Genomic DNA, 21,880 nt, shown 5'->3' with positions numbered 1-21,880 from the left:
TTCACATTATATAATCATTAAAACTGTATTGCAATTAGTTTTATATGTAATACAAATTTAATGTATTGTTAAGGAAGTGACAATATGAACACCCCTGTAAACTGGAAAGATGACTACTACACCTCCAAAGAAAGAATTGTACTCACAAGTCAACAGCTGCGCGTTCCGGGGCTTAGGACCTTTGGCATGCACACGATGCAGGCTGCCATCTCTCCCCTGGTTCCGCATTTCCACGAAAACTCCTTTGAAATCACTTTTGTCACCAAAGGAGTAATTCTCTTCTATGCCAATGAGGCAGAATACAGAGTAAATGGAGGAGATGCCTTCATTGCCTTTCCCGATGAAGTCCACAGTACCAACGAAACCCCCATGTCTGTAGGCCAGATCTACTGGATTCAGCTGGATGTGAGCGACAGCAGTAATTTTCTGTTTCTCAGCCAGGCCGCCGCCGAATCCCTGATCCGCCAGCTCCGGGCCATTCCCCGCCATAATATCCGTACAGACAACAAAGAAATTCGCACCGTACTGACCAAAGCCTTCTCCCTCACCTTCACTCCTGGAAATGAAGTTATGATCGCCAGCTATCTTACCATATACCTTCACCTGCTGATCTACTTCTCAAACGTCACTCAATTTCCGCTGACTCCTGATATCGGGAATTCACTGACTTACATCCTGGACAACATCACCTCTGACCTGTCCCTTGAGTTTCTGGCAGACTACTGCCACCTGTCCCTCTCCCATTTCAAGCAAAAGTTCAAAAACGAGATGGGGATATCTCCCAGGAACTTCATTAACCAGCAGAAAATCGAATACGCAAAATCTCTACTTCTGGACGGGCAGTCGATTACCGATGTGTCCATGACCTTAGGGTTTTCCACCAGCAGTTACTTTGCTTCTGCATTTAAGAAATATACGTCCTATACCCCTTCGGAGTATGTGCAGAATCATAGGGCGAAAAGTATAAAATTTTAGTTTTGTGTAATTGTTTTGTGTATGTAAAGTTCGAGATAAAATAGTCGGCCAGCGCAGCGTCGCAGACGGACGGATATAGAAGGGAGCACCGGGGGGACAGGGCCAGTCCAGGGGCCGGGGGATAGGGACAAGTCAGCTCGAGGCTCCGTTCCCCTAAGCTAAGTCCTACCAGCTGCTAAACTCGTCAGGAAAGCCTTCCTCGTTAATCAGCTGGTGGACTGGATCTTCGGCTCACTCCGCTTAACCTCCCTGACTTGTCCCTATCCCCCGGCCCCTGGACTGGCCCTGTCCCCCCGGTACTCCCTTCTATATCCTGGCAGAGACTCACTTCACATTCACGGAAAACGTGTGGGGAAGGTCGAATGTTGTACACTTTTCATATTATTCATCATTTATGATCGCTCGATGTTTTAGATAAACATCCAAACCTGTTACCGTTATCACCTCCATACTTTCTGGCTACATTACAGCTATATTCTATCTGACAATTTTACAGTCATATCTTATATGAAGGATATCATTCCCCTTCTGATAAATCTACACCCTGGAACTTCCCCATATCCAGGTCAGAGGAATTCCGCGGCGGCGGGCGGGCTGGGTTGGCCGGGAGGGAGGCTTAAGGTCCGCGGACGATTCCGCAGGAGTGAATAGAGAGTCTTAGGCAAAACCGGGATTCACGCTGGAGATTTTTTCGGCAGTCCAGGCCGAAAAAAAGTGAGAATGTGCAGAGAATGCATCTAAAGCATTCTTTGCACATACGAACGGTGCTCCGGCGGGGATTCCGGTTTTGTCTTAGGCTCTCTTCGCGACGGAGGTGTCCCCGGAACTTAAGCCTCCCTCCCGTCCGAACCAGTCAGCCCGCTGCCGCGGGATTTCTCTCACCGTCCCCCCGCCACCCAAACCTGCCGTCCTGAATCGCCTTGAGCCGATGTCCAAGTTACACTCCTAAATCCCAATTTTATTCGATCTGTCAATTTTACAGCTATCTCCTATGTGAAGGATACCATTCCCCATCTGAGCAATCTACCCCCTGGAACTCTCCCATACCCAGGTGAGAGGAATCCTGCGGCGGCGGGCGGGCTGGGTTGGGGGGGAGGAAGGCTTAAGTTTCGCGGACGATTCCGCAGGAGTGAGTAGAGAGTCTTAGGCAAAACCGTGATTCACGCTGGAGATTTTTTCGGCAGTCCAGGCCGAAAAAAAGTGAGAATGGGCAGAGAATGCATCTAAAGCATTCTTTGCACATACGAACGGTGCTCCGGCGGGGATTCCGGTTTTGTCTTAGACTCTCTTCTCGACGGAGGTGTCCCCGGAACTTAAGCCTCCCTCCCGTCCGAACCAGTCAGTCCGCCGCCGCGGGATTCCTCTCACCGTCCCCCTGCCACTCACACCTTCCGACTGAAAAAGTCTCAACCTTAGGAAGTTAACTCCAAGTTTTCCCTATGCGCAAAAAAAGAAACGCCGTACCGCAGCCAGTTTCCCTCCTGCATTACAACGTCTCCGCATTTCCTCACATACCCCTACGATTGAACGGCAGACCGGTTTATAATCTTAGCCTCAGAACAGCTTTCCAATTCCCCTTTTTGGAAGGTAAAGGTCTGCTCCAGAGTTTCAGTCTCCCGGATATGGTCTAGACTATATGCAATATACTTCCCCTTGTAATTCTCTATTTCCTGTAAATCTTCCGAGTGATACCCAAGTACCAGATCTGCCCCTTCTTCAATCGCTGCATGTCCCAGTTCTCGCTGCTGCTCCTCTGTATTTTCCGCTCCCCAGTTAATACAGAGAATGACCAGCTGGGCATCCATGTTTCTTCCGGCCAGTATGTTCTTTTTTATTGCTTCCTGGCTTCCTGTTGTCCCATCTGCTGCATTGATCCCTGCGAATGCAATTTTTATTCCCCTCACCTCCTTTACAGTGACTCTGTCATAGCCAAAACTGGTGATACCTGATTTTGTAAGGTGATGCACCGTATCCAGGTATCCTTCCTCCCCGTAGCCTTTGCTGTGACTGTTCGCAAGATTCACTGCATTGATACCACCCTTGTGTAGAAGTTCTACCTGTTTTGGAGATGCCTTCACGGCATTCTTACTTTCCTTTTCCAGGTCTTCTTCTGTCAGAACACTTTCCAAATTCGTGATAATAATTTCTCCCTTTTCGGAGGCAAGATTCAGATGTTTCAGCTCTGCAGCAGCTTCTTCTTCCAGGCTGCAGCTTGCGATAGCGCGAAGTTTAATGGTTTCTGTATACTCCGTTGCCGCTCCGACCGCTCCATCAGCTGTTTCTCCAGGCATACTGTTTACCCTGAGAAAATGAAAGAAAAAGCAAACCAGAGCTCCTGCCCCTGCGGCCAGGAACAGCTTTATCATTTTAACCGCAAGGGCCCTTCTCTGCTGCTGCCTGATTCTCGGATTACTATATTTTGATTTTCTAACCACTTCTTTCATCTGAAGTCACCCCGCCTGCCTTTTACCGGTCCGAAAGGGAATTCCGGCGTTTCTTGCTTTGACTCCCAAAGTATACCATTTTTAAATTAACATACTGTATTATATCTTTTACTTTTTGTCCACGTTTGTATAATATATTGATTACACTGCTGTTACACCGGAGTCTGTATTTTTTACGGAAATAAAAAATATATTTCGGAATTTCTTCAAATTATTAAAAAGTTATGCCGGAGTATATTAGAATACGCAAAAACGGCAGGGGAGCATTTGATGGCTTCCCCGCCGTTTTTGTGTATTCTAAATTTCGTCGCTTAAATTTTCTATCTTTTCCATTATTCTTGTCTTTTCGTCACCTTCTGCCGGCGTGGGCTGATAATTATTCCGGCTGGAGGAGGAAGATATGGAACATGGAATAATATTCACTGTCTCGTCCTCCTGGAGTTTCCCGTCCAGAAAGGTAAATGTCTGCTGGAAAATCATAGTGTCCTTATCGCTGGGATTTTTATTTCCGCCGAAGCAGAAATTTCCCAGGCTGTATACAATTTTCTTTCCATTATAGGTTTCAATTCCCTGCAGTACATGAGGATGGTGGCCTACCACAAGATCTGCACCATTGTCTACTGCTATATGGGCAAGATCTTTTTGTATTTCATTGGGCACAGTGGCCCTTTCTTCTCCCCAGTGGAAACTTACTATTACAAGATTGGCACCCTGTTCTTTTACCGCCGCGATATTGGTTTTCAGCTGTTCTTCTCTCTCCATGCCATCGGCAAGTACATAGATTCCCACCAGGCCGACCTTCAGCCCTTTGATCTCCATCACCGCGGTCTTGTCATAACCAAAGGTTGTGATATTTGCTTCCTCCAGATACTTTACCGTATCCTCATAACTGGACTCCCCATAGTCTTTGCTGTGGTTATTAGCCATGTTGGCGGCCTCTACTGAACCGTTAGTAAGAATATCCACATAGGATGGATCTCCCTTAAAGGCATAAAGCTTTTCTGCCCGGCTGTCTGAGGTGGTAAGGGTTCCCTCCATATTAACAATGGTAAGATCATCGGCCTCGAATATACTCTTTACATTCTGAAAGAAATAAGCGCCTCCCTGTTCATTGTAATAGGCATTCAGACTGGTGCTCTGATCAAACCCCTCGTCTGTCCCCAGGGTGCAGTCCCCCGCAGTACTCACCGTGATCTGAACAGGCTCTGCTGATGCTTTATCATCCGTTTCTTCCTGTCCTTTTTTCTCCTCCACATTCTGGGTATCGGCGGGCACCGTCTTATTCTTTTTTGCTGTCTTATCCTCTGGCTTCGATCCGCAGCTCTTAATCCCTGCAGAGATGGCTATTATTACAATCAAAAGGAGGATACCGCAGCCAGCGCCAAACAAAAATTTTTTTCTTTTATAGTCTTTTCCCTTAAATCTGTATCTGGATTTTCTCATTTTATCTCACAGTCTCTTTCTGAGGAATTGCTTCCTCCGTTCATTCTATTGTCATCTGTCTCTGAATTAAGAAATGTAATTTTTGCAAAAAAATAAATGCCCAGAGCCGGAATCGAACCAGCGACACGAGGATTTTCAGTCCTCTGCTCTACCAACTGAGCTATCTGGGCATTTTGCGGACGCCTTCGCATCACACATTTGGAATAATAACATAATTTTCATTAAATTTCAATACCCAATTTGTTCTTATATCCGTGGCGGAGATTGTAGCAGAAGCGTTGGCAGAGAGCTGTTTAGCCGCATCTTATAACACTGGTTCCAGTGATAAATGCTCCACAAATTGATACGACAAATGAATAAACAGGCGGACTTTCTCGTCATTCAGATCTGCATCTAAAATCGTTTCGATCTTTCTCAGTCTTTGATACAGGGTATTTCTGTGAATATACAGGTTTTTAACCGTTAATGCTGCATTGCGCTCACATTGAATATATACTCTCAGGGTATGCAGTAAATCCGTTTGATTCTTTGTATCGTATAGATAAAGCTGTACAATGCCAGGGAAGCACAGATGTCTGCCGTCAATCCTGCTGGTTCCATAGTGGAGAAAGTAATAAAATACATATTCCCGAAAATCATAGCACCACTCATCAGGGGCATACTTTTCTCCCATTTCCAATGCACCGAGAGTCTGCAGGTAATAGCTAGGAAAAGTGTGAAATTCAAAGAAATCATAACTAATCCCCACACGGAACACTCCCTCAGTCAAAAAGGAGGACAGCCAGTAAATAAGCTGCTGGCGCTCCAAGCCCTGTTGGGTCAGGTTCACCAAAAAAATAATATTATCGTCGTAATAAAAGGCAAAACTTCCGGGAAACTGCAGTTCTAAATTAGTGCATACATTGTAATATACTACGCCAACCTTGTCCCACCTGCTGGTTTGATAGGTCATGCAGATATATGTATCCGTATTCTTCCAATTCATAGAGAGGAGATAACGGTCAATACACGCTTGTTCCATCTGATGATTATTCAGCAATTCTTTCAAAAAATTTTCAAATCTGACCGGATGCCCTGTATGAATATAGTTTTTATTGAATGTCAGGTGAATGAAATCTGCAAAATATTTCGCCAGAATGCGGTGACTTTCCATGAGCGGTGCCTGCGTTTCCAGCACAGCCACCGTAATACGAAGCTTATTTTTTTTGACAGATGCTAAGATCATGTTGCAGGGAAAATAGTCCTCAGAGATTAGAAAAGTACCGTCATCCGATTTTTTATGTATATATTCCGGAGACGTCTTAATGGTGTTGATCGCATCCAGCGGCAGAATTTTTGTACCTGACCAGGGATCTACCGCCCACGTAACTCCGGGTATCTCATAGTCCAGATTATTCATGACGCAATAATTCTGATCAAAGATAATGACTGGGTTATTAAAAAGCTCTTGCCCGATGGTAACTACCTTTTCAAATCCTTCGTTTTTGGAGACAGCTTCGTACAGCCGATGATCGATTTCCTGATATTTAACGAAAATATCTGAAATCTCATTGAAAATATCATAGAAGTCCTCTTTGCGCATCTCCCCTTCCAAAATAAGAATATCTGAATTGGCACGTTCGAAAATCCCATCATTCACTGATCCTATTACAATCAGTGTAGTATTGTTGGGGCAATTAAACCTATCCGTCACATTTTTTGCAGACACCATATAGCAAATATCAGAGGAAAAATTCATGCCTCTCCGATAAATTCCCACTCCCTTCATTTGCAGTCTGCGCTGACTTATTTTGTTTCTGCGGAGTATATGAGATGGATAATGCGCCAACTCGTCCGCAATAAGTTCCAGACAAAGATTCAAAACGGCAACACCTCCTTAAACCAAATTCGGAAAAACCAGGCTTTCTAATCTCAGTAATAATTATACTCTTTTCACAATTGCATTTCAAATGATAGCGCAAATGTGCAATGTGCATGCTGCACATTTTTTGTCTGATTCGAGAGGCAGTATGTCCCCCTGCCGCACATATCCGCTGGATAACATTGTCGATAAAGTTGAAAATCCTGCCCATTTTATAAAAAAATCTATAGCCAGTATGAATATTTCTTGTTTTTAGATAAAGACGTATACTATCTCTATCAAAAAAATTGCGAGGAGGGATATATATGTCAAACCCTATTTCCAAAACAAAGCATCGTTTTCCGCCCTATTTCTATCTTCTAATCGTTATTCTGCAATATTTGACTGCCGGCTTTTGCCAGTATAAGCTGCAGCCCGTCCTGACCTACTTGATGGAAGGGATGTCAATTACAGAAACAAAGGCGGGCCTGCTGATTTCGGCGCTCAGTATTCTCAGTGTATTCCTGGCTGTTCCTTTCGGCGTCCTGATGGGCAGGATTGGGCCGAGAAAAACCGGTTTTATTGCTACAGGAATGGTCATTCTGGGCTCATTTGCCGGAACATTTTTCACAACTAACTTCTATGGACTTTTCGTCTCCCAGCTGATTGTGGGCGTTGGTATCTGCGGCGCCGGTATTCTTGGCCCCTATATCATCGCCTGCCTGTTTAAGCCGGAACTTCGCGGCCGCGCCAACGGCTGGTACATAACCGCCGGAACCATTGCACAGCTGGTTATGTTTAACCTGGTCCCGCGTATCACAACAGCCGATAATGTAACCCCAGCCTGGTGGTTTACCACACTCTACGGCGTTGTTATACTGATCCTCTGGGCACTCTTCATTACTGATGAGGTTGCGCCCCCGGCGTCCAAACTCCAGCCTGCCGATACAGGATCCGCAGGAAAGGGTTCTTCTCTGCTTGCTGCACTAAAAGATCCCAAAGTTCTTCAGCTTTCCATCGGCGGCTTTGCTTTTATGATGAGTACTATGGCGGTTATGAATTTTGCCCCCGCCTATCTGACGCTGGGACGCGGCTATGATCCGGTCACTGCTTCTACCCTGGTCAGCGGATCTGCTGTTGTAGGTGCCATCTCCACAGCACTCAGCGGCACCCTGTCGGATCTATTGAAAACCAGAAAGTGGATTTTTCTAATCGCACTTCTCTGGATGGCGGTCTCCCGGGTACTGATCGTAACACTTCCTGACGGCATTCTCCTGAATCTGACGCTTTGGGGACAAGGCATTCCTGCTGTATGTATGGGTCTGATCTATACTGTTGCCGGTGAAACGTTTGAGCCCCGCATAGCTAGTATAGGTATTTCCGCTGTCAATATGTTTATTGGTCTGGGCGGTCTGGTGGCGGCGACCCTCTTCGGCGTACTGGCACAAAGTGCAGGCTACACCACCACATTCATTGTTTTCGCAGTTATTACCTTGGGCGGCCTGGTCGGTGTGTGCACCATTAAGGGCGTAAAATAAAAAATAAGTTTCTGAATTGAAAGGAGGATTTCACAATGTCAATGACTCTAAAAGAAAATGCATTAGCAATTTACAATGGTCAGCAGCCGGATTTTTACGGTGATCTTATGAACGCTGTTGAACTGATTGGGGACCCGATTCTCATGGGGGATATGCCGCCCCAGGACGGCCTGGAACACGCAGATTCCTGGGGCACAGTTTATGTCTATAAGCCGGGAGCCCCTGGCCCTCATCCCCATGTGACTCCGGAAAATGCTGTCATTAAGGATATTGAAAACTGGGAATCTCAGTTAAGGGTTCCCTCACTGGATCAATACGACTGGTCCATGGCAAGGGCACAGGCAGCCGCTGTGGACAGAAATGAAAAGTTCGTAGGCTTCTTTTGTGCAGGCGGCCTGTTCGAACGCTCCCATCACTTAATGGGAATGGAAAATGCACTGGTAAACTACATGGAATACCCTGAAGAAATGGCGGCACTTCTCCGTGTAATTGCGGATTATAAAATCAAACTGATCCGCCTGGCCGCCGAACAATTTCATCCTGATATCATTTTCTATCATGATGACTGGGGTTCCAAACAAAATGTATTCCTTCCGCCCAGTGTATGGCGAAAGATTATCAAGCCTCTGCAGAAAGAAATTGCTGATACGATACACGAATGCGGCATGATCTATATGCATCATGCGGACTGCATTTGCGAACCTATTGTAACCGATATGGTGGAAATTGGTGTGGACATCTGGCAGGGCGTCATCGCGCAGAATGATATTGTTAAGATTCAGCGTGTCACTGATGGGAAGCTGGCCATGGTTGGCGGTATCGACGGCCCTAAGGTGGATATCGCCAACATAGCCGAAGAGGCCATCCGTTCCGAGGTTCGGCGTGCCATTGACACCTATTGTCCCGGCGGCAGATTCTATCCTTCCATCCCCAACGGCATCTGTTTCCTTGAATGGAACAACAGCATCGTGATGGATGAACTGACTGCCTATGGTCGTCGGTATGCCCTGGAACATCCTATTTGAGTTCCATTATAAACAAAAAAGAGAAACTCTGCCCGGATTCTGCCGTTTAACGCAGGATCCGGGCGGAGTTTCTCCATGCTATTTATAATTAAGAACAGATTTCAACTAATCTCTGGCCCAGTCAAAGGAGCATCTCACTGCCTTTTTCCACCCTTTTAAAAGGCCGGATCTTTTTTCTTCATCCATATCAGGGGCAAACGCATGTTCCAGGGCCCAGTACTTCCGAATCTCCTCTCTGTCCTTCCAGAATCCCACTGCAATCCCGGCCAGATAAGCTGCACCCAGAGCAGTTGTCTCAATACACTGAGGACGTTCCACCCGGGCATTCAGAATGTCTGACTGAAACTGCATCAAGAAATTGTTGGCACAGGCTCCCCCATCTACTTTTAGACTATTCAGCGGCACCCCAGCGTCCTGTTCCATTGCTTTTATCACATCATGCACCTGATAAGCCAACGACTCCACAGTCGCTCTTATCAAATGCGCTTTTCCGGTTCCTCTGGTAATTCCCACTACCACACCTCTGGCATACTGATCCCAGTAGGGCGCACCCAGACCGGTAAATGCCGGCACTACATAGATATCGTTGCTGTTCTCCACGGACAGGCAGTACTTTTCTGATTCTCCGGCGTTCCTCAGCATCTCAAGATCGTCCCGCAGCCACTGAATAGCCGCCCCAGCCACGAACACACTTCCCTCCAGAGCATACTGCACCTTATCTGAAAAGCTTGCGGCTATGGTAGTCAGGAGTCCGTTTCTGGAGCGCACGGCCTGTTCCCCTGTATTCATCAAAAGGAAGCATCCAGTGCCGTACGTATTTTTCACATCTCCTTTTTCCAGACAGCACTGGCCGAATAATGCGGCCTGCTGATCTCCGGCCGCTCCTGCGATGGGGATTCCCCCCTGCAGCACACTCTCATCAGTATATCCGTAGATGCAGCTGGAGGGCTTTACCTGGGGAAGCATACACTCCGGAATATCCAGGCGTTCAAGGATCTCCTTGTCCCAGGCCAGGTTGTGAATATCAAAGAGCATAGTCCTTGAGGCATTGGTATAGTCGGTCACATGTACTGCTCCCTGGGTAAGCTTCCATATCAGCCAGGTATCTACTGTTCCGAACAAAAGCTCACCTTTTTGGGCACGTTCTCTCGCCCCTTCCACGTGATCCAGGATCCACTTTACCTTACTCCCTGAAAAATAAGCATCGGGAATCAAGCCTGTTTTCTCCAGAATCAAGCGGTCAAATCCATCCGCCTTTAATTCTTCTATAATATCCGCGGTTCTCCTGCACTGCCACACAATGGCAGGATATACTGGTTCTCCCGTTGCCTTGTCCCAGACAATGGTTGTCTCCCTCTGATTTGTAATGCCTATGGCTCCAATCTCCCGGGAGGCAACGCCGATACGGCTCATAGCCTCCGTGGCAACACTAATCTGGGAAGACCATATTTCCATGGGATCATGCTCTACCCAGCCCGGTTTAGGAAAATACTGAGTAAACTCCTTTTGCGCCATGCTGCATATCTTGCCTTCCCGGTTGAACAAAATGCACCTGGAACTGGTTGTCCCCTGATCCAGTGCCATAATATATTTTTTCATAGAAGTCCTCTCTTACCCGATCGTATTCGTAATTGTGCCAATCCCCTCTATGCCGCATTCCACCACATCTCCTTTGCGCAGAAACTTCGGGGGGACAAATCCCATCCCCACGCCTGCAGGCGTTCCCATAGAGATAATCGTTCCTGCCTGCAGCATCATCCCGGATGACAGTTCCTCAATGACATGAGGAATGTCAAAGATAAGAAGATCTGTAGTGCTGTTCTGCCGCAGTTCTCCGTTTACCCGGCTTTTAATTCCGAAGATCGGAGGATTGGGCGTCTCATTCGCAGTCTTAATAAATGGTCCCATAGGGGTAAAGCCGTCCAGGCTTTTTCCAAAATACCACTGCTGATGTCTTGTCTGGATATTCCGCGCACTGATGTCGTTGATAATTGTATATCCAAACACATAGTCAAATGCCTCCTCTTTTGAAACATTCCTGGCATTTTTTCCGATAATCACGGCCAGTTCGGCCTCATAGTCCAGGCTGTCCACCAGTCCGGGATAAGAAGGAACGATGCCTCCGTCTGGCACTGCTTCATTTACCCGTTTAGAAAAATACACGGAATATGGCGCTTTGCCGCCGAATGCCTCATTCTTATATCTGGTTGACTCAATGGCGTGTTCCATATAATTCATTCCCAGACAGATAATATCCTGCTTTGGACGGGGGATGGGCGCGCAGTGTTCCACCTCATCATAATTAAGGTATTCATGATTCCCGGTCCCCGCTTCCTGCTCCAGCATCAGAAGCTCCTGCCGGGTAATATGGTCAATCAAATCGTTCATGTCATGGAACCGCAGCCCAAACTGTTCCAGAGGATAAAACCTTCTCGGTTCCAGCTTACACATTACTCCCAGACGTTCCTTGTCATCTTTGTTCAGTTTGTAGGTTAATAATTTCATTCCTTGTTCCCCCTCCTGTTTTGTACATAATTGATATGATGAAATTGGCCCTATATTTGGATATATTTTACCATAATAAAGCTGAAAAAACTATCCCCTATTGTTCAGCGGGAGAGCGGATAAAGGTTTCTGTCCTAAATTCCAATAGATTTTTTCAAAATGCTCTTGACTTTTTCCCCGAATCATAGTATTATATACAAGTCGCTGAACAAAACAGTGATAAAAAACTTCATTGTGCGGGTGTAGTTCAATGGTAGAACACTAGCCTTCCAAGCTAGATACGTGGGTTCGATTCCCATCACCCGCTTCATCGAAAGATGTATATGCGCGAGTGGCTCAGTTGGTGGAGCGCGACCTTGCCAAGGTCGAGGCCGCGGGTTCGAGTCCCGTCTCGCGCTCTTTTTGATCTTGTGTAAATAAAACAGTCCATTTATAAAGCCGCCTCATTTATTATTGGGGCGGCCTTTTTACTGCATGGGAAACTCTCCTGCTTCTCTCTGCAGCTGTGTGAGCTGTCTTTTTATTTCTTTAAAATACATATCCTCCGGATTAATCTGAAGCACATAGTTCACCTTTCCCACAAGGCCTGCCAGATATGCTTCTTTGGATTTATTGCTTGAAACCCGGCCGGGATCCGGGCCGTATTTCAGACAGTAGTGGCACTCCTGCCGAAGTCTTCTTCTGTAGTCTCTGTCTGCCTGAGGCTTTTCATTTACCACAATTCCAGTCACCATCTGTCTGGTTCCGGAGTCAAGTACTTTTGTTTTTTTGGGGTTGAGCTCAAATCCCAAAATTCTCAGGTAGCTCTCCACCTTATTCTTTACTTCCCGGCTGTCAAAGGATCCGGAAAATGTCATATCGTCACAGTATCTGGTATAAGTAATCTCCCGTATCCGGCACCAGTTTCCCATAGATTCGTCAAAGCTTTTCAGCACCAGATTGGATACTGCACCTGATGTGGGCGCACCCTGGGGCAGGTAGTCTCTGTAACAGCACAGGTGAGTGAGAAGGGTTCCCACGCTTCCCGGAAACAGCAGACCTCCGAACACGCTCTGCCGAACCTGAAAAAAAGTAATGTTTCCGAAAAAGTCTCTCATATCCAACTTCAGTATTTTTCCTTTTCCAGTGTGAGGAACTGCGTTGCACAGAATACTTTTTCCCTTCCGATAAGCCGTCGCATACGAAGATACAGGCAAACCATCCAGGACATTTCTGAGCAGATTTTTCTGAACTTTTTTTAAGAATGCATCCGGAACCTGGAGGGTCCTTTGTCTGCCGCCTTTTCCTGTAATTTCTTTCAGGTGATAGTGGTTCTCCGCATGGTTGCTCAGGGAATAAAGACAGGCCAGCTGTTTTTCCCTGCTCCAGTCAACGTTCCCCAGAAGCCTCAGCTCCAGCAGCATATCCCTGCACTGTTCCCCTGTACAATATTTCCAGATATCTGTATTCCCCATATCCTGCCTCCGGCTGTATATTCTGTCTTTTCTCCTTTTTAACAAAGACAGCGGCAGCACAAATAAGGAGATACCGAAAGCTGCGGAAAGGTACAAGGCCGAAGGCCAAAGCACACGAAGTGTGCCGAAGTACCTTGCAGGCAGCTTTCGGGGTGCAGGGCACTGCACCTGATACTGTTTGCATGATTCCGGGGAGGCGACTCGCCATCCGGCCAAAAATAACTTTGGATTGGCTGCAGCCGCTGTCATGTTAAGGTTTATAGTAGCATAGAATGGCGTACAGATCCAGTGCTTCCGTTACATTACCTGCTGCTTCGCTCCCATGCCTCCCCTACGGCCCTGGCCACTGCAGGCGCTACCCTTGGGTCAAAGGCATTCGGTATAATATAATCCGCCTTCAGTTCCTCCTCAGATACCAGACCGGCTATGGCATAAGCCGCAGCAAGCTTCATCTCGTCGTTGATATCCTTCGCTCTGACATCCAAGGCTCCCCGGAAGATGCCTGGGAAAGCAAGCACGTTGTTAATCTGATTGGGAAAATCGCTCCGTCCGGTTCCCACAACAGCTGCTCCTGCTTCCAGCGCAAGGTCCGGCATAATCTCCGGTGTAGGATTGGCCATTGGGAAAAGTATGGGATCTTTTGCCATGGACATCACCATTTCTTTTGTCACTGTACCCGGTGCGGATACCCCGATAAATACATCCGCTCCCCTAAGCATATCCTGAAGGCTGCCCTTTCTCTTCTCTTTATTAGTAATCAGGGCCATCTCTTCCTTAACCGGATTCAGCCCTTCCCGGCCTTCATAAATTGCCCCGTTTCGGTCACACATTACAACATGTTTCAGCCCAAGGCTTACCAGCAGCTTAATGATGGCGATCCCCGCAGCACCGGCCCCTGAAGTAACCACCTTTATATCTTCCAGTCTGCGGCCGGTGAATTTTAAAGCATTTAACAAGGCTGCAACGGTCACAACCGCGGTGCCATGCTGATCGTCATGGAAGATCGGAATATCACAGCACTCTTTCAGCCGTCTTTCAATTTCAAAGCATCTGGGGGCAGAGATATCCTCCAGATTCACGCCCCCGAAGCTTCCCGCCAGAAGGCGCACAGTATTTACAATATCGTCTACCTCTTTACTGCGGATACACAAAGGAAAGGCATCTACATTGCCAAAGCTCTTAAATAATACACATTTCCCCTCCATAACCGGCATTCCTGCCTCAGGCCCTATATCTCCCAGCCCCAGTACGGCACTTCCATCTGTCACAACAGCTACCATATTGTGACGCCGGGTATATTTATAAGAAAGCTCGGTATCCTCAGCAATCTTCAGACAGGGCTCTGCCACACCGGGCGTATAAGCCACGGAGAGAGCCTCTGCGGAGTCTACCTTTGCTCTGCTGATAACTTCTATTTTTCCCTGCCATTTTTCATGTTCCTGTAATGCAAATTCGTTTTTGTCCATGTTTAGCTCCTTTTAGCTGGCCGCCTTCTTGGGGGCCTCTAATGCTTTTGTAAGAAATTCCCGCAGCGTTTCCGCTGAATCTTCCATCTTCTTCTTTTCTGCCTCGTCCATAGGGATATCCAGTACCCTCTGAATCCCTTTTCCATTAATTACACAGGGAAGACTGAATGCAATTCCCCGGTAGGAGGGGAACTCCTCTCCCAGTACATGAGATACCGGCAGCACGGTATTCCCGTCTGACAGGATTGCCTCAGCGATTCTGGATGTCATCATGGCGATTCCGTAAAAGGTTGCACCTTTAAGCTGAATTACCTCCGCACCCGAATCCCGGGCCCGCTCTCCAAGGGCTTCGTGGTCCAGTTCTCCCTTACAGCCCATGGCTTTTCTAAACTGGTCTACAGGTTCCCCGGCAATGGTAGCGCTGCTCCATACCGGTACCTGGCTGTCTCCGTGTTCTCCCAGGATATATGCGTTTACATCACAGACATCCGCACCCAGCTCTTCGCTGATCAGATAACGGAAACGTGCGGTATCCAGCGTTGTTCCCGTGCCGATCACCCGTTCTGAAGGGAGGCCGGATTCCTGGCATGCAACATAGGTAGAAATATCTACCGGATTCGAAACTACGATCAAAATAGGATTCTCAGCATATTTCATGATATTCCGGGTAATGCTCCGGACAATTGCCACGTTAGATTTTGCCAAGTCCAGCCTGGTCTGCCCCGGTTTTCTGGCCATACCAGCTGTGATTACAATAATTGCCGCGTCCTCACATTCCTCATATCCGCCTTTTCTGACCTTGATCTGACGGAAGAAGGCTGTGGCATGGGCGATATCCAGAGCGCTTCCCTTTGCCCTGTCCTCATTGAGATCCACCAGGACGATGTCACTGGCCTGTTTCCGCAGCATAAGGGTATATGCAATCGCTTCCCCTACATTCCCTGCACCAACCACAACAATCTTATTTTTATTCTTATTTTTTCCCATCTCTGCATTCTCCTATTTTCATAACAACAAGTTAACACTGCAATGCATGATAATTTTATAACAAAAGGCCTTTTTCTGTATTATATCTCATTTGCATTTCCTATGGCGTTAAGGTGCCGTTAATATTGTCATTGTACTGTTTATAGGGTACAATAGTTAAAACTATATGATTTATAAACTCAGAGAGGTAGCTATGGAACGTGATTTAACGGCAGGAAATGAAAAAAAGGTTATGCTGCAGTTCGCACTCCCTATGATTGTGGGCAACCTTCTGCAGCAATTCTATAATATTGCGGATTCTTTTATTGTGGGACGTTTTATTGGTCCGGAAGCACTGGCAGCCGTGGGCACCTCTTTTGCACTCATGACATTCCTGACCTCGGCAATTATTGGTCTCTGCATGGGTAGCAGCGTTGTCTTTTCTATGTTTTACGGAGCCAAAGACGAAAAGAGAATGGGGGACAGCTTTTTTGTGGCTTTTCTCCTGATTGCCCTTTTTACCGTGGTAATTAACCTCCTCACTTATGTTTTTACAGACGGAATCATACACGTTCTCCGGATTGACAGTTCCATACGTTCCATGACAAAAGAATATCTGGTCGTCATCTTCGGCGGAATCTGCTTTATCTTTCTATATAATTTTTTCGCAGCCATTTTAAGGAGCATGGGGAATTCCACGGTTCCTGTTATCTGCATCGGAGTGTCCGCAGTTTTGAACATTGGCCTGGATCTTTTGTTTGTAGTAGGCTTCCATTGGGGCATTGCGGGAGCCGCCTGGGCGACGATCACCGCTCAGGGGGTATCCGCCCTTTTAATTATGGTTTATACACTGACAAAGGTGCCTCAGGCCAGACTATCAAGGAACAATATGCATTTCGACCGTGCCCTTGCCAAAGAGATTGCAGGCTGCTCCGCTCTTACCAGCGTCCAGCAGTCCATTATGAATCTGGGAATCCTTATGGTGCAGGGTCTGGTAAACAGCTTCGGAGTATCTGTCATGGCCGCCTTTGCCGCAGGAGTCAAGATAGACGCCTTTGCCTATATGCCGCTGCAGGACTTCGGGAACGCATTTTCCACTTACATAGCACAGAATAAGGGAGCCGGAAAAACAGAACGAATCCACAGGGGAATCCGCTCCGCCATCCAGTTATCCACTATTTTCAGTCTCCTGATTTCTTTTATTATATTTTTCTTTGCCACACCCCTGCTCACGATCTTCATTGCCCCGGATCAGACAGAGATTCTAAGGATTGGAACCAGTTATCTCAGAATTGAGGGAGTCTTTTACCTGGGCATAGGACTTCTGTTTCTTCTCTATGGGCTTTACAGGGGACTGGGACACCCGGGTATGTCGGTGATCCTGACCGTCATCTCGCTGGGCACCAGGGTACTCCTGGCATATCTTTTGGCCCCTGTGCCAGCAATCGGACTCACCGGAATCTGGAGCGCCATTCCTATCGGCTGGCTGCTGGCGGATCTTACCGGACTAATCTACTATGCAAAGAAGAAGAATACCCTGTAATGGTACTGTATTCGATTTTCAGCTTGCCACTTTTACGTCTGTCTGCTATAATGATATAGCTTATAAAAGCATTTGCTTTGACTATGGGAGTAGAAAGGTAACTGGTGTGCCTCCTGGTCTTCAAAACCAGTGTTGGGCGTTAACAGCGTCCTGGGTGGGTTCGATTCCCACATGCTCTCGCCAGAAAATAACCATATTTATATACAAAGAAAGCGGGTTCTCTGTGAACCCGCTTTTTGATTACTGGTTAATCCCTGTGTTCCGTTCATATTCTTTAATCATATCCAGATTGGCCCGCTCTGTCTGGTTGAGCATCCCCTCGCTGAATTCTTCCGCCGGCACGGACGGAGTATACCAGGATTTCCCGCTGAAATACTCCTGCAGATCCTGCGTACTGAACATATAGCCGTGACGGGCATAGATCTCATTTCTGGCTATCCGTATTTCCTCTGCCGAAAGGCCTTCCAGATCCAGCTTCCGGTAGTATCGGCTGTCACTTCCCGGCAGGATATACTCCCTGTCGCTGCTGTCTGAAGGGGTCTCTGTCTTTACCGGTTCCGGTGCCGTACTGCCAAAGGGCACCCTGCCGTAAGCTGCATCCGCTGTATCCTCCGAAGAAGCATAATAAATATAATCCCTGTCCACACCCACGGCTCTGCCGGTGACTGACCCCATATCCTTTATCTGTCCGCCGGCATAATTATAGTAGTACACATGATACACTTTAGGGGGATACCAGGTTCCGTTAGTATATTCTCCTGAATACGCAGAATAATAGAACCCCTCCTTGTCATGTCCAATAAGTTCGGTACTCTTTTCCCCCTGATTATCTGTCCTTTTGACCGTTCCCGCGGCCAGATCCAGTACTTTCTGGAAGCTCTCTGTATCTTTATAGCAGTCAAAGACAGCATAACCGTTCTCCACACTTTTCAGCCATCCCATCTCTCCGTAGGTATCCGTTAAAAGTACCCTGCCTTCACCCCTTCCCGGTTCTAGCTCTGTGAGTTCAAAAATACTCTCGGTGTCGTATCCCGGCTCATTGCAGTGTACATAATAAAGCTTGCCTTCCCGGACAAAGGGGCCGCAGGCTGCCTGCTGATCCAGGACAACCGCATTCCCTGTAGCGGGATCTCCCTCGTAGAGAGGAGATGCGCTCACATCCGTCCTGCCCCCCAGATAGTACAGCCTGTCCCCGCACGTGAGTATGCTGAAGTCCCCCCACATGTCAGGAAACGGCAGCTCCCTGACGGTGCCTTCACTCAAATCCTTCTCAACGATTATATGGTCATCCATATCATTTTTCCCTGCTGCCTTGACATATAATTTGCTGCCTATCAGTCCGACCGGCTCCATCCCCATATAATTCCCAAGAATTACTGTCTGCGTTTTCTCCTCAAAATCATAGTATTCAAGAGAGCTGCCGGTCTGCTCTCTGGCATAATACAGACCATCCTCCGTCATCATCAGCCTGTTCCCAACGGTTCCCTGTGTGCTCCAGACCTCCTGCTCCTCCTCGTAGAGAATCAGCTCCCTATCCCCCAGAGCAGCCGTGCGGGTCCCCCTTTGTACTACAAAATTCCCCAGGACAGCAGGAAGTTCTTCCTCTTGGGCAGTCTCCTCTGCATCCACGGTTTCCTGCTCCTCTGCTGTCTGGCTTTCCTTCTGTACCTTCCGGACAGTTTCTGTCCCTTCCGACGGTCCCGCGGCCTTTTCTTTTTTTCCGCCCAGGATTACACACAGCAGTATAACCAGAAAAACTGCCGCCCCTGCAACAATCCCGGCAACTGCCGCTTTCTTTTTCCCCGGCTTCTTTCCGTCTCCCAACCCCTGGGAAGCTCCGCAGTAACGGCAGAAAGCAGAATCCTCCGGCAGCTCTTTTCCGCAATGCTGACAATACATCGTTATCCCCCTTTTCCATTACCATAAACATAACGGGCCGGACCGCAGGCTAAAAGTATGCAGTCCGACCCCGTTATCTAGTTTTCTATAATGCTTTTATTCTCTCAACTGCTTCCACTGTGTTCTCATAGTTTCCAAATGCAGTAAGGCGGAAGTATCCCTCTCCGCTGGGGCCAAAACCGGATCCCGGCGTGCCTACTACGTTAGCCTTTTCCAGAAGATGATCAAAGAATTCCCAGGATGTCATTCCATCCGGAGTCTTCAGCCAGATATAGGGAGCGTTAACGCCGCCGGACACGGTGTAGCCTGCGGATTTCAGGCCTTCATAGATCACTTTGGCATTATTCATATAATAGGCAACCTGTTCCTTTAACTGAGCTTTGCCCTCTGGTGAGTATACTGCTTCTCCCGCGCGCTGTACAATATAGGGAGCCCCGTTGTATTTGGTGCCGTGACGTCTTGCCCACAGGGAGTGAAGTGCCACATCGCCGCACTTGAGATCTTTAGGGATTACGGTGAAGCCCAGGCGGACTCCTGTAAATCCGGCATTCTTAGAGAAGCTTCTGAGCTCAATGGCGCAGGTTCTTGCCCCTTCACATTCATAGATAGAGTGGGGAACATCCGGCTCTGAGATGTAAGCCTCATAAGCGGCATCATAAATAATCACAGCCCCGACTTTATTGGCATAATCTACCCATTCCTGAAGCTGTGCTTTTGTTATGGTAGATCCCGTGGGATTATTGGGATAGCAGAGATAGATAAGATCCGGCGTCTCTTCCGGCAGTTGGGGGGCAAAATCGTTCTCAGCCGTACATGGCATGTAGATCACATCGCTCCACGTCTCCGCCTTCGGATCATAGGTTCCGGTTCTCCCCGCCATTACGTTGGAGTCAACATAAACCGGATATACGGGATCGCAGACTGCGATTTTATTATCCAGTGCAAAAATTTCCTGTATATTGCTGGAATCGCACTTCGCCCCGTCAGAAACGAATATTTCATCCGCGCCGATGTCACAGCCTCTGTCTGCATAGTCATTCCTGGCAATTGCACTTCTCAGGAACTCATATCCCAGGTCCGGTGCATATCCGTGAAAGGTCTCTGCATGCGCCATATCTTCCACTGCGTCATGCAGTTTGCCGATAATAGCCGGAGCCAGAGGCTGGGTAACATCTCCAATTCCCAGACGGATAATCTTTTTATCCGGATTGGCTTCTGTGAAAGCATTTACTTTTTTGGCAATGGTAGAAAACAAATAACTGCCCGGCAGTTTCAAATAATTATCATTAATCTTAAACATATATTTCCTCCTAGGTAACTGATTCTGTTCCTATTCTAATATAAACTCCTTCTTCTGGCAATAGGGCAGCTACAGTAAAATTTCTCCTTCAAATACTATTGCCGCAGGCCCTGTCATATACACAAGGTCTTCTTTTCTGTCCCAGAATACTCTGAGATCTCCTCCCAGCAGCTTTACAGTAACCTCCCCGTCCGTATAGCCGTTTACTATGGAGGCAACAGCCACTGCGCAGGCTCCGGTTCCGCAGGCCAGTGTCTCCCCTGAGCCCCTCTCCCAGACACGCATCTCCACGGTGCTTCTATCCAGGACATGCACAAACTCTGTATTGATCCGATCCGGAAATGCAGGGTGATGTTCAAATGCAGGGCCGATTCTTTCAATCTCCAGATTCTTAATGTCGTCCATGTAGACTACAGCATGAGGATTTCCCATAGAGACACCGGTAATATAATACTCCCTGCCCTCCACGTCAATGGGTTGCCGGATCACCTGTTCCCGGTCACTGTGTATGGGAATCTGAGACGCCTTCAATATAGGCTTTCCCATATTTACCTTCACCAGACTTACTTTTCCATTGTCTATGGTCAGCTCCAAATATTTCACTCCGCTCTTTGTATCAATGCTGATATTTGTCTTTTGGGTAAGACCATAGTCATAGACATACTTGGCCACACAGCGAATTCCGTTGCCGCACATAGCCCCCCGGGACCCGTCCGCATTATACATATCCATCTCAAAATCTGCGTTCTTTGAAGGTTTTATTAAAATCAGCCCGTCAGATCCAATACCAAAGTGCCTGTCACTGACAAGCTTTGCCACCCTTCCCGGATCCTCTACCTTTTCCTCCAGGCAATTTACATACACATAGTCATTCCCGATGCCATGCATCTTTGTAAATCTCATATCGATTTCCTCCATTAATTACTTCATCATACGCAGCACCATCTGTGCCGTCTCTGCCATATTTGTGCCGCTGTCCATGCTGCACTTCTGGATATAACGGTGCGCCTCCTCCTCTGTCATATGGTTCCGCTCGATCAAGAGCTTCTTGGCTTCGTCTATTGCCGCCTTTTCCTCCGGACGCCTCTCCTTAGGCATGCAGCGGCGCCTCTTCCTCCGCCTGCTGATGTTCCTCTCCATCATATCCACTGTCTCCAGAAGCTCATGTACCTTCAGAGGCATCTCCACAGAGACAATCCCATTGGGCTCGCATTGACTTAAAACCCGGGCGGACGCCACCAGCAGCATCTCAAAATGCCTGGGCAGGCATTCCGCCAGCTCTGTATAAAGCATATCCGCATAACGGTATCCGCATACCACAATTCCATCATTCAGGGTATTGGCATGATGCAGGGCCTGTGCACCCGTTGTGCACACCGCCGTCACCTCATATCCATGGCGTACGAGCAGATTCCTTATATTTTTTCCATCTTCCTGTTTTGGAAAAAGTACAATCATATTGCTCATTCTTACGCCTCCTGT

16 protein-coding genes and 4 tRNA genes are annotated in these 21,880 nt (G+C 47.5%); 7 read left to right on the top strand and 13 right to left on the bottom strand.

What is annotated here, in order from left to right; translation table 11 throughout:
- The first annotated feature begins 84 nt into the window (after window positions 1–84).
- Window positions 85–975 (top strand): AraC family transcriptional regulator, encoded by an 891-nt coding sequence (locus BUA56_RS10995; RefSeq protein WP_072851623.1) that lies wholly within the window; start codon window positions 85–87, stop codon window positions 973–975.
- 1,517 nt (window positions 976–2,492) lie between these two features.
- Here BUA56_RS10995 and BUA56_RS10990 read toward each other — a convergent pair.
- The 4 genes from BUA56_RS10990 to BUA56_RS10975 all read right to left on the bottom strand — a co-directional run bounded on the left by BUA56_RS10990 (window position 2,493) and on the right by BUA56_RS10975 (window position 6,723).
- Entirely contained in the window at window positions 2,493–3,419 is a 927-nt protein-coding gene (locus BUA56_RS10990; RefSeq protein WP_072851620.1) for a CapA family protein, read from the bottom strand.
- A gap of 297 nt (window positions 3,420–3,716) precedes the next feature.
- Window positions 3,717–4,862 (bottom strand): CapA family protein, encoded by a 1,146-nt coding sequence (locus tag BUA56_RS10985; RefSeq protein ID WP_072851617.1) that lies wholly within the window; start codon window positions 4,860–4,862, stop codon window positions 3,717–3,719.
- A gap of 97 nt (window positions 4,863–4,959) precedes the next feature.
- Window positions 4,960–5,032 (bottom strand) — tRNA-Phe (locus BUA56_RS10980).
- A gap of 134 nt (window positions 5,033–5,166) precedes the next feature.
- Window positions 5,167–6,723, bottom strand: coding sequence for a PucR family transcriptional regulator (locus tag BUA56_RS10975; protein WP_072851614.1), 1,557 nt, complete (start codon window positions 6,721–6,723; stop codon window positions 5,167–5,169).
- Window positions 6,724–7,028: 305 nt separating this feature from the next.
- Here BUA56_RS10975 and BUA56_RS10970 point away from each other — a divergent pair, with 305 nt between their 5' ends.
- Window positions 7,029–8,240: an MFS transporter gene (locus BUA56_RS10970; RefSeq protein ID WP_072851612.1), complete on the top strand. Its 1,212-nt coding sequence runs from the start codon at window positions 7,029–7,031 to the stop codon at window positions 8,238–8,240.
- Between the two features lie 35 nt (window positions 8,241–8,275).
- Complete coding sequence (locus BUA56_RS10965) at window positions 8,276–9,265, top strand: uroporphyrinogen decarboxylase family protein (RefSeq protein WP_242946761.1); 990 nt, start codon at window positions 8,276–8,278, stop codon at window positions 9,263–9,265.
- Window positions 9,266–9,370: 105 nt separating this feature from the next.
- Here the strand turns inward: BUA56_RS10965 and glpK are convergent, their stop codons facing one another.
- Both glpK and BUA56_RS10955 read right to left on the bottom strand, forming a co-directional pair.
- Window positions 9,371–10,864 carry a glycerol kinase GlpK gene (gene glpK, locus BUA56_RS10960; RefSeq protein ID WP_072851609.1) on the bottom strand — a complete coding sequence of 498 codons (1,494 nt, stop codon included), beginning with the start codon at window positions 10,862–10,864 and terminating at the stop codon, window positions 9,371–9,373.
- A 12-nt stretch (window positions 10,865–10,876) separates the two neighbouring features.
- Complete coding sequence (locus BUA56_RS10955) at window positions 10,877–11,770, bottom strand: fumarylacetoacetate hydrolase family protein (protein WP_072851606.1); 894 nt, start codon at window positions 11,768–11,770, stop codon at window positions 10,877–10,879.
- 236 nt (window positions 11,771–12,006) lie between these two features.
- On the opposite strand from BUA56_RS10955, the gene BUA56_RS10950 reads away from it, so the two are divergent.
- Together BUA56_RS10950 and BUA56_RS10945 are read left to right on the top strand one after the other, a co-directional pair.
- A tRNA-Gly gene (locus BUA56_RS10950) sits at window positions 12,007–12,077 on the top strand.
- Window positions 12,078–12,095: 18 nt separating this feature from the next.
- A tRNA-Gly gene (locus BUA56_RS10945) sits at window positions 12,096–12,168 on the top strand.
- A gap of 69 nt (window positions 12,169–12,237) precedes the next feature.
- Here BUA56_RS10945 and BUA56_RS10940 read toward each other — a convergent pair.
- From BUA56_RS10940 to BUA56_RS10930, 3 genes are all read right to left on the bottom strand, one after another.
- Window positions 12,238–13,224: a reverse transcriptase family protein gene (locus tag BUA56_RS10940; RefSeq protein ID WP_072851604.1), complete on the bottom strand. Its 987-nt coding sequence runs from the start codon at window positions 13,222–13,224 to the stop codon at window positions 12,238–12,240.
- Window positions 13,225–13,526: 302 nt separating this feature from the next.
- Window positions 13,527–14,690 (bottom strand): NAD(P)-dependent malic enzyme, encoded by a 1,164-nt coding sequence (locus BUA56_RS10935; protein WP_072851601.1) that lies wholly within the window; start codon window positions 14,688–14,690, stop codon window positions 13,527–13,529.
- 12 nt (window positions 14,691–14,702) lie between these two features.
- Window positions 14,703–15,677, bottom strand: coding sequence for an L-lactate dehydrogenase (locus BUA56_RS10930; RefSeq protein ID WP_072851598.1), 975 nt, complete (start codon window positions 15,675–15,677; stop codon window positions 14,703–14,705).
- Window positions 15,678–15,870: 193 nt separating this feature from the next.
- Here BUA56_RS10930 and BUA56_RS10925 point away from each other — a divergent pair, with 193 nt between their 5' ends.
- The gene (locus BUA56_RS10925; protein WP_072851595.1) at window positions 15,871–17,199 is read left to right on the top strand and encodes an MATE family efflux transporter; all 1,329 of its coding nucleotides are present in this window, start codon (window positions 15,871–15,873) and stop codon (window positions 17,197–17,199) included.
- Between the two features lie 85 nt (window positions 17,200–17,284).
- Window positions 17,285–17,382: transfer RNA gene (locus tag BUA56_RS22985), tRNA-Sec, on the top strand.
- Between the two features lie 57 nt (window positions 17,383–17,439).
- Here BUA56_RS22985 and BUA56_RS10920 read toward each other — a convergent pair.
- The 4 genes from BUA56_RS10920 to BUA56_RS10905 all read right to left on the bottom strand — a co-directional run bounded on the left by BUA56_RS10920 (window position 17,440) and on the right by BUA56_RS10905 (window position 21,865).
- Window positions 17,440–19,098, bottom strand: a complete 1,659-nt coding sequence (locus BUA56_RS10920) for a YARHG domain-containing protein (RefSeq protein WP_072851591.1) — start codon at window positions 19,096–19,098, stop codon at window positions 17,440–17,442.
- Between the two features lie 85 nt (window positions 19,099–19,183).
- Entirely contained in the window at window positions 19,184–20,398 is a 1,215-nt protein-coding gene (locus BUA56_RS10915; protein ID WP_072851588.1) for an LL-diaminopimelate aminotransferase, read from the bottom strand.
- Between the two features lie 69 nt (window positions 20,399–20,467).
- Entirely contained in the window at window positions 20,468–21,301 is an 834-nt protein-coding gene (dapF, locus tag BUA56_RS10910; RefSeq protein ID WP_072851585.1) for a diaminopimelate epimerase, read from the bottom strand.
- A gap of 18 nt (window positions 21,302–21,319) precedes the next feature.
- Window positions 21,320–21,865 (bottom strand): ANTAR domain-containing response regulator, encoded by a 546-nt coding sequence (locus BUA56_RS10905; RefSeq protein ID WP_072851582.1) that lies wholly within the window; start codon window positions 21,863–21,865, stop codon window positions 21,320–21,322.
- Window positions 21,866–21,880: the final 15 nt, after the last annotated feature.

This window comes from Lactonifactor longoviformis DSM 17459 (genome assembly GCF_900129135.1).
GTDB classification, from domain to species: Bacteria; Bacillota; Clostridia; order Lachnospirales; family Lachnospiraceae; genus Lactonifactor; species Lactonifactor longoviformis.
This window is presented reverse-complemented; position numbering and strand designations above follow the sequence as displayed.

Excerpts from the sequence above, each read along its gene's own strand:
- BUA56_RS10970 (WP_072851612.1), top strand. The coding sequence starts at position 7,029 with ATGTCAAACCCTATTTCCAAAACAAAGCATCGTTTTCCGCCCTATTTC.
- BUA56_RS10990 (WP_072851620.1), bottom strand. The coding sequence starts at position 3,419 with ATGAAAGAAGTGGTTAGAAAATCAAAATATAGTAATCCGAGAATCAGG.
- BUA56_RS10940 (WP_072851604.1), bottom strand. The coding sequence starts at position 13,224 with ATGGGGAATACAGATATCTGGAAATATTGTACAGGGGAACAGTGCAGG.
- BUA56_RS10925 (WP_072851595.1), top strand. The coding sequence starts at position 15,871 with ATGGAACGTGATTTAACGGCAGGAAATGAAAAAAAGGTTATGCTGCAG.
- BUA56_RS10935 (WP_072851601.1), bottom strand. The coding sequence starts at position 14,690 with ATGGACAAAAACGAATTTGCATTACAGGAACATGAAAAATGGCAGGGA.
- BUA56_RS10920 (WP_072851591.1), bottom strand. The coding sequence starts at position 19,098 with ATGTATTGTCAGCATTGCGGAAAAGAGCTGCCGGAGGATTCTGCTTTC.
- BUA56_RS10955 (WP_072851606.1), bottom strand. The coding sequence starts at position 11,770 with ATGAAATTATTAACCTACAAACTGAACAAAGATGACAAGGAACGTCTG.
- glpK (WP_072851609.1), bottom strand. The coding sequence starts at position 10,864 with ATGAAAAAATATATTATGGCACTGGATCAGGGGACAACCAGTTCCAGG.
- BUA56_RS10915 (WP_072851588.1), bottom strand. The coding sequence starts at position 20,398 with ATGTTTAAGATTAATGATAATTATTTGAAACTGCCGGGCAGTTATTTG.
- BUA56_RS10930 (WP_072851598.1), bottom strand. The coding sequence starts at position 15,677 with ATGGGAAAAAATAAGAATAAAAATAAGATTGTTGTGGTTGGTGCAGGG.
- BUA56_RS10985 (WP_072851617.1), bottom strand. The coding sequence starts at position 4,862 with ATGAGAAAATCCAGATACAGATTTAAGGGAAAAGACTATAAAAGAAAA.
- BUA56_RS10905 (WP_072851582.1), bottom strand. The coding sequence starts at position 21,865 with ATGAGCAATATGATTGTACTTTTTCCAAAACAGGAAGATGGAAAAAAT.
- dapF (WP_072851585.1), bottom strand. The coding sequence starts at position 21,301 with ATGAGATTTACAAAGATGCATGGCATCGGGAATGACTATGTGTATGTA.
- BUA56_RS10995 (WP_072851623.1), top strand. The coding sequence starts at position 85 with ATGAACACCCCTGTAAACTGGAAAGATGACTACTACACCTCCAAAGAA.
- BUA56_RS10965 (WP_242946761.1), top strand. The coding sequence starts at position 8,276 with ATGTCAATGACTCTAAAAGAAAATGCATTAGCAATTTACAATGGTCAG.